Source organism: Shewanella sp. AS16 (assembly GCF_021412365.1).
Classification (GTDB): Bacteria; Pseudomonadota; Gammaproteobacteria; order Enterobacterales; family Shewanellaceae; genus Shewanella; species Shewanella salipaludis.
In genome coordinates, this window is the sequence record NZ_JAKCLK010000007.1 from 123,377 (window position 1) to 138,097 (window position 14,721).

Sequence of the window (14,721 nt, forward strand, 5' to 3'; positions counted from 1 at the left end):
GGAGTTTAAACCTGCTTGGCCGGCGAGCCTATATACTCAAGAGACATGGGTTGTAGCGGGAGACGGGCATGTTCAAGGCGGTATTTGTTGATTTAAGCGGCGTGTTGTACGAAGGCAAGCGGGTGCTGCCGGGGGCGGTGGCAGCGGTGAACAGGCTGCAGCAAAGCCCATTGACAGTCAGGTTTGTCACTAATACCTCCAGAATGAACCGTGGGCAAATATTGCACGGATTGCAGGAGATGGGATTCAGCCTCGAATCTCGGCAGTTGTTTACGGCGCCGGATGCGGTCAAAGCGCTGGTTGAGGCCAACAACTGGCGTCCCTATTGTGTGGTACACAGCAACATCGAAGCCGAATTTTCGGCGTTGGACAGGCAAAATCCCAATGTGGTCATCATAGGGGATGCCGCCGAGGGCTTCAGCTATTCGAGCCTGGATCTCGCCTTCCAACTCTGCCAGGCCGGTGCGCCGTTAATTGGCATAGGTCGCAACCGTTATTTCAAGCTCGATGGCAGTTTACACTTGGATGCCGGCCCTTTTATCTATGCCATCGAATATGCCGCCTCGATCACTGCGCTGATAGTGGGAAAACCCTCCCCCGAGTTCTTCGCCCAGGTGATTGCCTCTACTTCGGCCAAGGCGAGCGAGATCTTGATGATAGGCGATGACATATTCGGCGATATCGAAGGCGCGATAAAAGCGGGAATGCAGGGATGTCTGGTTAAAACCGGCAAGTATCAGAGGGACGACGAAAGGTTAATTGGCGAACCTTGCCACTGTGTGGCTTCCATAGTGGAAGCCGTCGAATTGGCCCTCGGCGGGAGTTCACCGAAGCCAGTGTCGCATAGGTAGCGGCCTACAAGTGTGAGGCCTGTCCTTCTGCCATGAAGTCGAGGAAGGCCCTGACCCTGGCACTGCTCAGGCGCCGGCTGGCATGCAGCGCCCACACCTCCACCTCCTGGCCGGGCAAGCGGCCCCAGTCTGCCAGCCGGCCGCAATTCCGCAGGGCCTTGGGAAATTGGATGCTATGCTTGGATTTATCCATTTCGCGCCTTGTCCCTTGTTCCCAGTCCCTGAGGTTGCAGGCCAATGCGGCAACACGCTAAGGAGTCTCTATGCTCGACGCACGCACGGGTAAGCCATTATCGAGTGAGTCTGCAGAGGCCGCCGGGCTCTACCTGCAGGCAGTAGATCTCATCCTGGGATCTGAATCCGGCGCGGCCGCAGCCCTGGACCGGGCGCTCGAGCTGGACAAGGATTTTGCCATGGCCGCCGCGGCCCGCTATTACGTGGCGCTGGATGTCGGCGAGACAGATGCCGGGGTGTTTCGGGAATGGGCGGCACGGGCAGCATTGCAGGCAAGCGACTGGGAAGGTGAACATATAGAGGTGCTTATCGGCCTGATGGCGCCGACTGCGGCGGCCAGGGCAAGGGCGCTGAGCTACATAGAAACCATGCCTGGTGATCTGTTGGTGATATCCCAGCTGACGCGAAATATGTTTTTTTACGACGGTCCAGAGAAACTGCAAACAGTGCTGGCGGTATTCGAGTCCGTCGAAGCGACCTTAGCCCATGATTGGGCCTTCCTGGCGCGGCTGGGGTTTGCCGCCAGTGAAGCCGGACAGCGCCGGCGTGGGCGCGCGCTTATCGAGCGGGCCTTGGCTATTCGCCCCCAGGCACTCTACTCCATTCATGCGTTAGCGCACCTGCTCCATGATGAAGGCGCCGCCGCAGAGTCGGCGGCGCTGCTCTTGGACTGGCTCAAGCGCCATGAGGCCGGAGCCCGCAACGGGCAGATGTACGGCCATGTTCAATGGCACCTGGCCTTGTCCGAATGGCAGATGGGCGATCGCGACGCCGCCATGGCACGTTATCTGGCCTATTGTGCGCCGGCCACCACCACCTGTGGCCCCATTCTGACGCTGGCCGATTGCGGCGGTTTCCTGCTCAGGGATTACCTCAAGAGCGGCCAACCTAGGCCCCTGGGGAAGGATGTGCTGGATCACATAGAGACAGTCTGGAGCATGCTGGGCCATCCCTTCGTCGCACTCCATGTCGCCGCTCTCTATGCTTCCGCGGGCGATATCGCCGGACTCAAACGCTGTGAGGCTGGCATTGCTGCCGCAGCCGAAGGAGACAAGCTGGCTGTGTCACTCGCCCTGGTGTCTTCATTGCTGTATTACGTCAAGGGTGAGTATCTGCGCGCGGCGCAGACGCTGGCGGGCATTTCCCCCGGGGCGCGCATAGGTATCGGCGGCAGCAATGTCGAGCGCATACTGGTGGACTTGCTGGAGGCGAGTTGCCAGGCGCGCCGTTGAAAACTGTCTGGCCATTCAGAGCCAGAGCAAGCTTGGTTATGGCTTTGATTGTTAAGATGAGAGTCAGGGTTGTGATGGCTCGCAGCCATTGAGCCGTAGCAGAGTCCCGCCATGCCCTTGGGCGCGCTGTCGGCAATGTAGCTCTAGCTAAGTAAAAGCTGCTCAGGGTAAAAGTGGCTATTCCCACATCACGTTCGATGCCGACGCCGCGGCGGATTTCAGCAGTTCTATGAGCGGCAGCGCCCTATGCCTCAGACTCACCAGGGGTTCCTCGTCGTCTTCATCCGTTTCTGTCGGCGCCGGCGGAGCGCTCGGCTCATTTTCGATCGCCTTGGACAATCTTTGCAGCGCGGCGGGCACATCGGCCGCCAGTATTGCTCCCGGCACGGCGCCACTATGACCCATGATCTTCAAAAATGTGTGCGCTATGTCCCCAAACATGGTGATGTCTGAATAGTACTTAGTCTTGAAGGTGACCAGCATGTCGCGTTCCTCTTCTATGGGCCACATGGCCTAAGCCCGTGTGCCCAATCACTGTTTGTTGCTTTAGTTTCATTGTAGTCAGACGGGCGCCATTGTCGCTGGGCAGTGGCGCATGTCGGAGGAGAGCCTGTGGCGAGGATGCCCTGATGGTTACAGGTTTGGGTTAGCCATTTGAGCGAGGTTGATGCTGATGAACAGCCGTTTTTTATCCGGTCTCTGTTTGAGCGAAGGTCCCCCTATGCCAGGCGTATGTGCGCCGGCCTGTGAGGCGTAATGGAGTGTAATATCTGAAGTCGCATAAAAAGGTTAGGCTCTGGACTCAGGAAATAATCAGGATCCTATGGAGAGCCCCATGAGCAAAATCCATTTCGCCCTCGGTGCCGTGTCGGCATGTCTCTTGAGTCAGACCATAGCGGTAACTGTCTCGGCAAAAGAATTCATCCCCGCGAATGTAACGCACAGCTGCTATATAGCTAAAAGTGAGCTGGAGACCTGGTCCGGCGGCAAGGCGCTGCGGCCGGACAGTGTCTTTACCCCGGCAGACAGCGTGACATTTGATGATGCCACTGTGTGTGATTTTTACAAATGGTCATGGCAGATGTTTCTCTGGTTGACCTCGGCCGACAGCCGTTATGGCGCTGCCGAGGATCTGGTCTTCGATGGCCAGTTATTCTTCGATGTCGATGCAAACAGCGGTGAGGTCTTCGTGCAGGATTCGGATGTCGGCCTGCTGCGCGGCGGCAAGAGTGTCAGCACAGAACAGGCGGGCTCTCCCAGCGGAGTATTGCTGGCACAGGACGGTTCTCTGGTGTATTACACAGTGCATATCAACAATGTGTACGACGCCATGACCCGGCTGCAGGCCAAATACGCCTCCGGCCCGGCTTCCGCCAGCGGCGCGCTGTTCAACGAATTCCCCACTACCCAGAAGCAATTGGATGCCCTCGCCGCCGCGGCCGGGGTGGCAGCTTTTGCCGAAGGTCAGGCCTTGACCATGGAAACAAAGGTCTCCTGGGTCGAAATAGACAAGCGTGATAAAGACAAATATCTCACCATGATGGCCTCTATCCCGGATTACCGGAAAAGCGCGGCTAAACCCGACGACATCTGGACCTGGGACGGCAAAACCCAGAGACAGGCGCTGTTGGGGCTGGTTGGTTTCCATGTGGTCTCGCCGGTCAAGGGCCACCCCGAGCTGGTATGGGCCACGTTCGAGCACAGCGACAATTCCCCCAACAATGGTTTCTATTACACCCCCACGGACTCAGGCACGCCCGTGCTCTACTCCTCTTTCAACGACCAAGGCACCCTGGATAATGCCATGACCTTTTTCGCCAAGGGAGGCGCCCAAGGCGCGGCCAACAGCCAAATGGCCAGCCAATGCAGCCAGGATAGCGCGCACAAGTACAAGGTCGCCGCCTGTATCCAGGCCGAAGCCGGTGAAAACATAGCCCCAAGCGACACCTTTCGCGAATACGCCTGGGGCAGCTCGCCTGGGCTCGACGGACTGAACAACAACAACAACGACGTCTTGTCTGCCAATCTTGGGGTGCAGCAGAATCTGGCCAAAGGCGATGTGCGCAAAAACTATTCGCTGATAGGCGGTATCTGGACCAACGACGGCAGCATTCCTACCTACAGCAATGCACTCTATGATCCCCATCTGCGCGGCTCTGTGCATCTGGCCAACTCGACCCTGGAAACCTATACCCAGAGCGATAACTGCTTCAGCTGTCATGCCCTGTCCGATTCATCCGATATCGCTTATCCCGCCAATCCAGGGACAAATATCAGCCACATCTATGGTGAGATAGTGGACTATTACCAGAGCCGGCCCTGAGCCAAGGGCCCAGGGGCGTTACAAAAAGCGCGTTATTCAACCATGAATAGAGGAAGAGACCATGCCCGTTAATGTTAATTCACAAATTACAGATTCAGTCACTCAGGTAAATACCAAGGTTTTAGGTGAGACCCCGGCAATGGCCATGGGTAATCTGATGCTGGGCACGAGTCAGGCCCTTGGCTGTGATAGGCAATATCAGGGGCTGGCCCCGCCATCCGCCATCGCAGGGAGCTTGCCTGAGGACATAAGTCTGCCTGAGGAAGGGAGTCTGCCTGAGGTGAAAGTGTCGAAGCCCTAGGCCAGGCAATGAAGTCTTTGCCTTTACAGCGCCGGCCACAGTACCATTCAGTCAAGAAGCAGACTGAATAGAGGCGAGCCAATGCGGCAATTTCCTTCCAATCCGGGCCAGGTACAATCCAGACAAGGTGGTTTCAGTGGCGTGCAGTTGTTGCTGATGCTGTTGCTGACGGTGTTGCTCAGCGTCGGGGCGAGCTTTTTCGTTATCCGCACCTACATCTTTCCGGCGCCGCTGACGCCCGTGACCCTGAGCACCAAGGAGCAGCAACGGTTGGAGCATAAGCTGAGTCGATTGGGTTGGCAGGGGGATACAGGCCCGCGCGTCGCAGCCAATGCCGAAGAGGATTTTGCGCCCGAGGCCTACAGTGAATCGGATGCCGCCCGCCGGGTGACCTTCAGCGAGAAGGAGGTCAATGCCATGATAGGCCGCAGCCCAGATTTCGCCCACAGGGTCGCCATCGACTTTGCCGATAACCTCGCCAGCGCCAAGATTTTGCTGCCTATCCCTCAGGATTTCCCCATCATGGCGGGGCAGATCTTGCGGGTCAATGCCGGCCTGGACATACATCTGGATCGGAACCGCCGTCCCGTGGTGGCCCTGGTGGGGGTCAGCCTGATGGGGGTACCCATTCCCAATGCCTGGCTGGGCAACATGAAAAACGTCAACCTGGTCAGCGAGTTCGGCGATCGCGGTTTCTGGAATACCTTTGCCGATGGTGTCGATGACCTGCAGATCCGCGACGGCGAGCTGTATATCAAGCTGCGCCGGTAGGCCAGGGTCAAGAGCAAGACAGATACGGTCTGGCCACAGCCGAGCCACAGCGCGCTAGGCCGTCGCCAGCAACGCCATGGTTTCCCGGTAGGGCAGGGAGACGAGCCGCACCGCTTCCTGCTCCGAGGGCACATTGGTATAGCCCATGATTAAGCCGTAGCGGCGGCTGGTGCCGGTATACCAGGCCGATAAGGGGAACACCATCAGCCTATGTGCCTGCCAGAGGTTGGCGAGCCTGTCATCCTGGGTGCCTTGCTTCAGGTAGGCGATGATGTGCATGCCGCCATCCGTCTGCTCAAATTCAAACAGATCCGGGTAGACCCGCTGCAGGGCGTGATACAGCATCATCCTCCTGGCCTGGTACAGGGAGCGCATGGTTTTCAGGTGTTTGAAGAAATGCCCGTCGGACAAAAAGGCGGTCAGTATCTTCTGTGGCAACAGCGGCTGGCCGGTTTCCACTATCTCGCCTGTCTCGGTAAATTTGCCTACCAGACTCTTGGGGAGCACCAGATAACTGACGCGTATCGATGGCATTATGGTCTTGCTGAAGGTGCCGACATAGATGACCCGCTCCTGGGTATCCAGGCTTTTCAGCGCCGGCTGCACCTTGCGAGTGTAATGAAACTCGCCGTCATAGTCGTCTTCAAGGATCCAGGCGTTCTCGCTCTGGGCCCACTGCAACAAGCGGTTGCGCCGCGGCAGTGACAGGGTGACGGCCAGCGGGCTGTGATGGGACGGGGTGGTAATCACCAAGCGGGCATCGGCGTGATGGCGCAGCAGGAAGTCGACATCCAGCCCCTGGTCATCCACGGGCACATAGTGCAGGTTCTGCACCAGGCGTTTTAGCAGTTTCTGACCGAAGAAATAGCCGGGTTCTTCGAACAGCACCTTGTCCCTGGCGCCTGTCATGGCCTGGAGGATCAGCGCCAAGCTGTGTTTGTAACCACTGGTGATGAATACCTGTGCGGCGCTGCAGTTCAGGCCGCGGGAAATATTGACGTAATTGGCTATGGCTTCGCGCAGCGGCCCATAGCCCATGACAGGCGGGTTCATCATCTCTTCCGGGCGCATGGCACGTATCGCCTTGCCCGACAGCAGCAACCACTTCTTATGGGGAAAGGCGTCCAGCGCCGGAATGCCCAGCCGCAGGAAACCTGGGTTATCCCTCAGCTCGAGCAGCTCTTGCAGCTGCGGATCCTCCAGTGGTTGCGGCGCCTCTGGCGACGTTTTCCTGAACTTGAGATCCGGGTTGACCAGGGTGCCCCTGGCGCCGCGGCTGACCAGATACCCCTCGCCAATCAGAATGTCGTATGCCGCCTCCACGGTTTTCTTGGCTACCCCGAGATCCTGTGCCAGCACCCGGATAGAGGGCACCTTCTCGCCCGGTTTCAGACTTCCCGACAGAATGCTCTGGGTATAACGCTGGTATATGTCTTTATAGCCCACGCCTATGTCCTACCTTTTTTTCGCTTTTTTGTATCTTTTTAATATGGCATAGAAGCCTAGACTGGGCCACATAAACACAAGGCGCCGGCGCGGCGCACCGGAGTCGAGTATGAAACTGTTGCACCTTAGCGTCAGCCCGAATCTCGAAGGCTCATCCTCGAGAAAGGTCGCGGCCCGACTGCTAGCGCGATTGGCGGGCGCTTACCCCAGGCTGGAGGAAACCCTGTTGGATCTGTCGCAGCAGCCATTGCCGCATCTGGATGAGCTGACCACCAGTGCCTTTCTGACCCCGGTGGCACAACGCACGCCGGCGCAGCAACAGGCGGTGCAACTGTCCGATCTCATGGTCGACATGCTGCTGGACTGTGAGCTGCTGTTGCTGTCTTCACCCATGTGGAACCTGGGGTTGCCGTCGGTGTTGAAGGCCTGGTTCGATCATATTACCCGTGCCGGTCGCACCTTCGGCTTCACCGACCAGGGTATCAAGGTGGGACTGGTGCCGAACAAGAAGGTGTATCTGGTGGTCTCCAGTGGCGGTGTGTTCTCCAGCGGCCCCTGGGCACAGGATGACTGCTTCACCCCCTATGTCAGAAAGGCATTGGCCTACATAGGGATCACAGATCTGACCGTCATCCGGGTCGACGGTACCCATGACCCGCTCACCCGTGACACAGCCCTGTCGAAGGCGTTAGAGGCAGTAGATTCACTCAATTTATAAATGTTTTTTCACATGTACCAGCAGAGGATAAGACCATGAGCAACAGACTGAACCATTTCGTTACCGCCCCCAAGCTGACTCAGGCTCTGAGCGACGCCTCCATGGCAGGTTACAAGACCTCGATCGACCCGCTGATCAAGAGCCTGATAGACATCCGTGCCTCGCAGCTGAACGGCTGTGCCTTCTGTCTGGACATGCATGTGAAACAGGCAAAGATAAAAGGCGAGCGTGAATTGCGCCTGTATCATCTGGCCATCTGGCGTGAGTCGCCGCTGTTTACCGCCAAAGAGAAAGCGGCACTGGCGCTGACCGAGGCGCTGACCAAGCTGTCTGAAACAGGCGTCAGCGATGAGTTGTATCGTTCGACGCTGGCGCATTTCTCCGAAGTGGAGATCTCCGAGCTATGCTACCTGATAGGCATCATCAATATGTGGAACCGGCTGCAGCTAGTGTCGCTGGCGGAACCCGGCTCGGCGGATGCGGCCTTCGGTCTGGCCAAGGCAGATCTTAACTAGACTGATCTTAACCGGACTGGGGTAACAGTGGCAGGAATAACGACCCCAGGGGCGTTTTTCTGTTGCATCAAGTTGTTTTAACGAGAGGGAAAGTGATGATATTGAATCGATTATGCCTAGCTGTGTTGCTGCTGTTGTGCCTGTCTGTGCAGGCGAAGCCGCTGGATTACCTTGAGGTGCAACTGGGACAGTTAGACAGTAAGGACACTGTCAGCCTCGCCGACCTGGGTACAGGCAAGCCCACCTACATCAAGCTGTGGGCGACCTGGTGCCAGCCCTGTATGGCGCAGATGCCGCACTTCGAGGCGTTGCAGCAAGAGTTCAAGGATAAGCTGAACTTTGTCGCGGTCAATATCAACATCAATGAGAGCCGGGCACAGATAGATGAGGTGATCGCGCGCTATAAGCTGAGCATGCCAGTGTTGCTGGACAACGAGGGCCAGCTGGCGCAGGCGCTGGGGCTGGTGGGTACGCCCTACAGCGTGCTGGTTAACGGCGACGGTGAGCTGGTGTATACCAGCCACGAGTCCGATGCCAATCTCGAGCGCTTCCTCGGCATGCTGGCCAAGGGCCAGAAGCTGCACCCAGCCGCCACTGAGGCCATGGATGAAGCACAGCAACAGGCCCTGTTGGCTCCCTGGCTGCAGGGCGAGCGGTTGCTGTTCTTCACCGCCACCTGGTGCGACTGGTACCTGCTCGACACCAGACCCGAGATGGCGAAGCAATGCAAGCAGGCACAGGCTGGCTTGAACGGCTTGCAGCAACGGCTGGCCAACAGGTCCTGGCATGGTTTCGTCAATCACCTCTGGACCGACGGGCAGGCGTTGTCCGAGTTCAACCAACTCTATGCCATGCAAGTTCCCTTCAGTGTCGACAGCGGCGGGGTCTTGTTCACCGAGTTCAACATCAGGAGCATTCCGACGCTGCTCAGGTTAAAGGACGGCAAGGTCACGGCCCGCATCAGCGACTTCAGCGATCCCGAGGCCGTGATCAGGCAGTTGTCTGCCGAGTAAAGGCCTGGCCTGGAAGCGGGGGAAACAGGGTTAAAGCAGCATGGCCAAGTGACATCAAAATAACCTGGCCATGCCTATCGACTCTTGTTAGCCGGCATGCTGAGGCGCAGTTGTTTTTATACTGCCGGCCTTTCGCTGCCAACCAAGGTCTTTATTTATAAGTCAATTGTGTTTTTTTCGGACGAGGCATAACGTATGCTTGGTTTTAATGGCACAGATAAGTGACTTAGGGATGACAATGAATATACAGGGAATGAGACAGAATCTTGCTGTAACTACCGGCCGCACTACAGAAGCGAAGCAACAGCATGACATGGCGGGTCAATACGTTGAAGCCGGCGTCGGTGCAAAACCGCCAAGCTCGGGCAACCAGGCCAAAGTGAGCATCGACATGCACAACATATCGGCCAATGAATACAATGAACTGGTCAGATCCGGGATCACTGACTTGCCCGTGCCACTGGTGCTTCCCGGTGGACGTGTGCAGCTGGATGGTCAGCAATCGGAGATGGGCGAGGTCAAGACGGATTATATTGCCCAGATAACCCAGTCGATAGAATTTAAAAAAAGTATCGGAGATATCAGTGGCGTCGACTTCTTGATGAAGCGGCTGGCACAGGTCGAGGAGCTTCATGGCAAGGAATATACCCCCACCCAGGCCGGCACGGGCATAGATCAACTCGCCTGATCTAGTCAAAGCATGAGTCGCTTGCTTGTTAAGCCGGCTGTTGAACACCATTCGCTATTGAGAACAGGAAGATCCCCATGAGACTGACAAAAACCGCCGCACTGGCCCTGCCGTTTATCCTGGCAACGACCCCCTGGCTGACGTTCAACAGCCAGGCCGGCGAGCTCGATGCGTCTGTGACCCAGGCACTGCCGGCGCTGGAGCGGCTCTATCTGGACCTGCATCAACATCCCGAGCTGTCTTACCGGGAACAGGCCACGGGCAAGCGCATGGCCGGGGAGCTGAAGCAGCTGGGGTTTGAGGTGACAGAAGAGTTCGGCGGCCATGGGGTGGTGGGGATCTTCAACAACGGCGCCGGACCCGTGGTAATGATCCGTGCCGATATCGATGCCTTGCCTGTGACGGAGGAGACGGGCAAGCCCTATGCCTCGACCGTCACCGCTCTGGATGCCGACAACAAGCGCGTCGGCGTCATGCATGCCTGTGGCCACGACATACACATGACCAGTCTGATAGGCACGGCCCAGCAGTTGCTCAAGCATAGGGCGCAGTGGCAGGGCACCCTGATGCTGGTGGCCCAGCCCGCCGAGGAAGTGGGCGGCGGCGCCAAGGCCATGCTCAAGCAGGGGCTGTTCAGCCGTTTTCCTACGCCGGACCAGATACTGGGGCTGCATGTGAGTGCCGCCATTCCCGCCGGCAAGGTGGGCATAGTCTCGGGTTACGCCCTGGCCAACGTCGACTCGGTCGACATCAGCATCAAAGGCAAGGGCGGCCATGGCGCCTACCCCCAGCTCACCATAGATCCCGTGGTGCTCGCCGCCCGTACCGTGTTGGCGCTGCAGACCATTGCCAGCCGCGAGGTGTCGCCGCTGGAGCCCAATGTGGTGACTGTCGGCTCGATTCACGGCGGCGCCAAGCACAATATCATTTCCGATGAGGTCAAGTTGCAGCTCACCCTGCGCTCCTACAACCCCAAGGTGCGCGAACAGCAGATTGCCGCGATAAAACGCATCAGCAGGGGGATAGCCATCAGCGCCGGCCTGCCCGAGGAATTGATGCCTGTCGTCTATGTGCATGAGGATGAGACCATTCCCTCGACCTACAACGATCCCCTGCTGGCCGCCAGGGTCAAGGCCAGTATCGAGGCCGAGCTGGGCGCAGCCCAGGTGCTGGAGGTGCCGCCCGTGATGGCGGGGGAAGACTTCGGCCTCTACGGCCGTACCCAGGAGCAGCTGCCTATCACCCTTTTCTGGCTCGGCGGGGTCGCACCTGCGGCCTATGCGGCCAGCCAGGCCTCGGGTGAGAGCCTGCCCTCGCTGCATTCGAGCAAGTTCGCCCCGGATTACCCGCTCACCATAAGCACAGGGGTGCGCGCCATGAGCCGTAGCGCCATGGACCTGTTCAACGCCGCCCGTTAGCGACTGCACAGTGCCCTGCAAGGGGCGGCAGCTAAGACCCGTTGCGGCGAAATTGGGCGCTGGGTCACTGTGGCTGTGATGCTTGCCCCGGCGCTATAGGGTACACTGCCGGGCTTGAGCCAGCCGCTATCCCGGCGGCGTGTTTTTGTCCGTCAGCGAACCGAGAGCCGTAACATGAAATTGATATCGATAGATAAACAGCTGTATCGCAAGCGCACCAATAGGCTGCTGTTGGGGCTGGTGGCGAGCCTGAGCCTCTTGTCGCTCTCCTTTGGTGCCGCCCTTATCGCCGCCTTCGGCGCCGCGCCGGTCGCGGGCGAGCCGACCGGCAATTTCCACTGGAATTTGCTCGGGGTGATACTGGCGCTGCTGTTGCTCTCTTGTGTGCTGCACGGCCAGAGGAAACGCCCCTGGCTGAAGGAAGTCTATTATGTTTGGCAACTCAAGCAGTTGCATAACCGGATTTACCGCAAGTTGGCCAAGATCAAGCTCGCCGCCGCCAGACAGCAACCGCAGGCACTGATCATCCTCAGCTTCTACTATGCCAGCCTGAAACAGGTCTATCTGCTGGATAACAACACCCTGACACTCTCGACCCTGGAGCGGGACATGGCGACCCTGGCCGAGCTGATAAGGCAGCAGGACAGTGAAGTGTCGCCGGCCCTGTTTGAAGTCGGGATGCTGAAGTCTATCGGCTAGCGCCCGGGAGAGACGCCCGGCCATCCTCTGGCAAGTGGCTGGAGAGCCAAATTCTGCGCTGAGCATGCGCCCCGAGAATCCGCAGCTCTGGGCATTTACAGCGCTGCTGCTTTGGAACGCCATGGCGACGGCGGCTGAAAAACAACCCCGGCATAGACCGGGGTTTATTTTTGCCTGTCGCTGGCCGAAGAGCCGCTTGCAGCCCCGGGCTGCTATTTGATGAAGGCGAAGGCATCGCCATAGAGATGGGCTTCTTCGACGCCCATCTGGCGGAACATTTCCCTGGCGGCACCTACCATGTCGAAGCGGCCGGCGATATAGATGTCATAGCCGCTGAGGCCGATGAAGTCCTGCTTGAGTTGCGTCAGCAGGTTGGCCGTCTTGCCTTGCCATTCTTCGGAAGCCTGCTCGACCACAGGCACGAAATGCAGCCAAGGGTGGGCCTCATGCCAGTCGCGAGCCAGGCTCTCGTAATACATGGCATCTTGGGTGCGGCAACCCCAGTAGAGCAAGGTTTCTACCTTCTGCCCCAGGGCTATTTGCTGCTCGACCAGGCTCTTGATATAGGAGAAGCCTGTGCCGCCGGCGATCATCAGCCTGGGTCTGTGGCTGTCACTGCGCAGGAAAGCCTCGCCGCCCGGGGCTTCTATGTCGATATGGCTGCTATTCTGCAGGCGTTCGACCACCTGCATAGGGTAGCTCTCGTTGACGGCGGCGCCTATGTGCAGCTCCAGGGTATCCAGGTTGGGGGCAGAGGCGATAGAGAAGGGGCGCTTGTCATTTTCTCCCATGACGATGCATAGATATTGTCCCGCCTGGAAGTCGAGCGGGGTTTCGGGCTTAAGGATCACCCGGTAGACGGCGTCATTAAAGGGGGTAACTTTCTCAATCTGGCAACGTATGCTATTCATCTAACTTCCTTTTCACCTCTGTACTAAGCTTGCACTCTCTTAAGATAACGGGATTATAGGGTAGGGCTCTCGTCTATGCCTAATTGATCCCAAATCGCATCGATTTTTTGCTTAACCGCCTCATCCATGACTATGGTGGTGCCCCACTCGCGGTTGGTTTCGCCCTGCCACTTGTTGGTGGCATCCAGGCCCATCTTGGAGCCCAGCCCCGCCACGGGTGAGGCGAAGTCCAGATAGTCTATCGGGGTGTTGTCTATCATCACTGTATCCCGGCTCGGATCCATGCGGGTGGTGATGGCCCAGATCACGTCCTGCCAATCGCGACAGTTGACGTCCTCATCGACCACCACGATAAACTTGGTGTACATGAACTGGCGCAGGAAGGACCAGGCGCCCATCATGATCCGCTTGGCGTGCCCTGGGTACTGCTTGCGGATGGAGATCACCGCCATCCTGTAGGAGCAGCCCTCGGGTGGCAGGTAGAAGTCGACTATCTCGGGATATTGCTTGCGCAATATGGGCACGAACACTTCGTTGAGCGCCACCCCCAGCATGGCGGGTTCATCGGGCGGCCTGCCTGTGTAGGTGCTGTGGTAGATGGCATCTTTCCTGTGACTTATGTGGGTCACGGTAAACACGGGGAACTTGTCTGTCTCGTTGTAATAGCCTGTGTGATCCCCATAGGGGCCTTCCTCGGCCATTTCATCCGGATCTATGTAGCCTTCGAGAATGATCTCGCTGGTGGCCGGCACTGCGAGATCGCAGCTCAGCGCCTTGCAGACCTCGGTGCGTTCGCCCCTGAGCAGGCCGGCGAAGGCATATTCGCTCATGGAGTCCGGCACCGGGGTCACGGCGCCGAGAATGGTGACAGGATCGGCGCCCAGCGCCACCACCACTGGGTAACGCTCGCCCGGGTGCTGTTGCTTGAAGTCGGCAAAGTCCAGCGCCCCGCCCCTGTGGGACAACCAGCGCATGATGAGTTTATTCTTGCCGAGCAACTGTTGGCGATAGATGCCCAGATTCTGCCGCTTCTGCCGCGGTCCCTGGGTGATGGTCAGGCCCCAGGTAACCAAGGGGGCCACATCGCCGGGCCAGCAATGCTGGATCGGCAGCCGGGTGAGATCCACCTCATCGCCCGTCTTGACCACTTGCTGGCAAGGGGGATTGCGTACCGTCTTCACCGGCATGTTCAGTGCCTGTTTGAACAGAGGCAGCTTGGTAAAGGCATCCTTGAAGCCGCGCGGCGGCTCAGGCTCTTTCAGGAATGCCAGCAGTTCGCCCACTTCCCGCAGCGCCATGGGATCTTCCTTGCCCAGCGCCATGGCGACCCGCTTGGGGGTGCCGAACAGGTTGACCAACACGGGCATATCATGGCCCTTGGGATTTTCAAACAGCAAGGCGGGACCGCCGGCGCGCAGCACCCGATCTGCTATCTCTGTCATTTCCAGGTGAGGATCGACCGGATAGGCGATACGTCTCAGCTGACCATTGGCCTCCAGATGCTCGATAAAGCCGCGTAAATCCTTAAAGCTCATGGGGAAATAGCCTCTGTGATGAAAATCCATGAATGGCGCGCACTATAACATTATTCCCATTAAGGG

General features: G+C 58.1%; 16 protein-coding genes. 11 read left to right on the forward strand and 5 right to left on the reverse strand.

The window, feature by feature from the left end:
* The first annotated feature begins 68 nt into the window (after positions 1-68).
* Positions 69-851 (forward strand): TIGR01458 family HAD-type hydrolase, encoded by a 783-nt coding sequence (locus LZP73_RS15705; RefSeq protein ID WP_234235927.1) that lies wholly within the window; start codon positions 69-71, stop codon positions 849-851.
* Between the two features lie 4 nt (positions 852-855).
* Here the strand turns inward: LZP73_RS15705 and LZP73_RS15710 are convergent, their stop codons facing one another.
* A complete protein-coding gene (locus LZP73_RS15710; protein WP_234235928.1) occupies positions 856-1,044 on the reverse strand; it encodes a hypothetical protein in 189 nt (62 codons plus the stop codon).
* Between the two features lie 70 nt (positions 1,045-1,114).
* Between LZP73_RS15710 and LZP73_RS15715 the strand changes: the two genes are divergently transcribed.
* Positions 1,115-2,317: a hypothetical protein gene (locus LZP73_RS15715; RefSeq protein WP_234235929.1), complete on the forward strand. Its 1,203-nt coding sequence runs from the start codon at positions 1,115-1,117 to the stop codon at positions 2,315-2,317.
* Between the two features lie 177 nt (positions 2,318-2,494).
* Here LZP73_RS15715 and LZP73_RS15720 read toward each other — a convergent pair whose 3' ends face one another.
* Positions 2,495-2,827: a DUF1840 domain-containing protein gene (locus LZP73_RS15720; RefSeq protein WP_326490359.1), complete on the reverse strand. Its 333-nt coding sequence runs from the start codon at positions 2,825-2,827 to the stop codon at positions 2,495-2,497.
* A 325-nt stretch (positions 2,828-3,152) separates the two neighbouring features.
* On the opposite strand from LZP73_RS15720, the gene LZP73_RS15725 reads away from it, so the two are divergent.
* The 3 genes from LZP73_RS15725 to LZP73_RS15735 all read left to right on the forward strand — a co-directional run bounded on the left by LZP73_RS15725 (position 3,153) and on the right by LZP73_RS15735 (position 5,712).
* Complete coding sequence (locus LZP73_RS15725) at positions 3,153-4,640, forward strand: hypothetical protein (protein ID WP_234235930.1); 1,488 nt, start codon at positions 3,153-3,155, stop codon at positions 4,638-4,640.
* 61 nt (positions 4,641-4,701) lie between these two features.
* Positions 4,702-4,941: a RebB family R body protein gene (locus LZP73_RS15730; protein ID WP_234235931.1), complete on the forward strand. Its 240-nt coding sequence runs from the start codon at positions 4,702-4,704 to the stop codon at positions 4,939-4,941.
* Positions 4,942-5,022: 81 nt separating this feature from the next.
* Positions 5,023-5,712 (forward strand): arginine N-succinyltransferase, encoded by a 690-nt coding sequence (locus tag LZP73_RS15735; protein ID WP_234235932.1) that lies wholly within the window; start codon positions 5,023-5,025, stop codon positions 5,710-5,712.
* Positions 5,713-5,766: 54 nt separating this feature from the next.
* Here the strand turns inward: LZP73_RS15735 and pdxR are convergent, their stop codons facing one another.
* Positions 5,767-7,158 carry a MocR-like pyridoxine biosynthesis transcription factor PdxR gene (gene pdxR / locus LZP73_RS15740; protein ID WP_234235933.1) on the reverse strand — a complete coding sequence of 464 codons (1,392 nt, stop codon included), beginning with the start codon at positions 7,156-7,158 and terminating at the stop codon, positions 5,767-5,769.
* 109 nt (positions 7,159-7,267) lie between these two features.
* Here pdxR and LZP73_RS15745 point away from each other — a divergent pair, with 109 nt between their 5' ends.
* The 6 genes from LZP73_RS15745 to LZP73_RS15770 all read left to right on the forward strand — a co-directional run bounded on the left by LZP73_RS15745 (position 7,268) and on the right by LZP73_RS15770 (position 12,209).
* Entirely contained in the window at positions 7,268-7,876 is a 609-nt protein-coding gene (locus tag LZP73_RS15745) for an FMN-dependent NADH-azoreductase (protein WP_234235934.1), read from the forward strand.
* A gap of 35 nt (positions 7,877-7,911) precedes the next feature.
* Entirely contained in the window at positions 7,912-8,391 is a 480-nt protein-coding gene (locus tag LZP73_RS15750) for a carboxymuconolactone decarboxylase family protein (RefSeq protein WP_234235935.1), read from the forward strand.
* A gap of 95 nt (positions 8,392-8,486) precedes the next feature.
* Complete coding sequence (locus tag LZP73_RS15755) at positions 8,487-9,404, forward strand: TlpA family protein disulfide reductase (RefSeq protein WP_234235936.1); 918 nt, start codon at positions 8,487-8,489, stop codon at positions 9,402-9,404.
* Positions 9,405-9,657: 253 nt separating this feature from the next.
* Positions 9,658-10,092 (forward strand): hypothetical protein, encoded by a 435-nt coding sequence (locus LZP73_RS15760; protein WP_234235937.1) that lies wholly within the window; start codon positions 9,658-9,660, stop codon positions 10,090-10,092.
* A gap of 77 nt (positions 10,093-10,169) precedes the next feature.
* The gene (locus LZP73_RS15765) at positions 10,170-11,510 is read left to right on the forward strand and encodes an amidohydrolase (RefSeq protein ID WP_234235938.1); all 1,341 of its coding nucleotides are present in this window, start codon (positions 10,170-10,172) and stop codon (positions 11,508-11,510) included.
* Positions 11,511-11,684: 174 nt separating this feature from the next.
* A complete protein-coding gene (locus LZP73_RS15770; RefSeq protein WP_234235939.1) occupies positions 11,685-12,209 on the forward strand; it encodes a DUF3087 family protein in 525 nt (174 codons plus the stop codon).
* Positions 12,210-12,421: 212 nt separating this feature from the next.
* Here LZP73_RS15770 and fre read toward each other — a convergent pair whose 3' ends face one another.
* Entirely contained in the window at positions 12,422-13,120 is a 699-nt protein-coding gene (gene fre, locus LZP73_RS15775) for an NAD(P)H-flavin reductase (protein ID WP_234235940.1), read from the reverse strand.
* A 53-nt stretch (positions 13,121-13,173) separates the two neighbouring features.
* Positions 13,174-14,655 carry a 4-hydroxy-3-polyprenylbenzoate decarboxylase gene (ubiD, locus tag LZP73_RS15780; RefSeq protein ID WP_234235941.1) on the reverse strand — a complete coding sequence of 494 codons (1,482 nt, stop codon included), beginning with the start codon at positions 14,653-14,655 and terminating at the stop codon, positions 13,174-13,176.
* Positions 14,656-14,721: the final 66 nt, after the last annotated feature.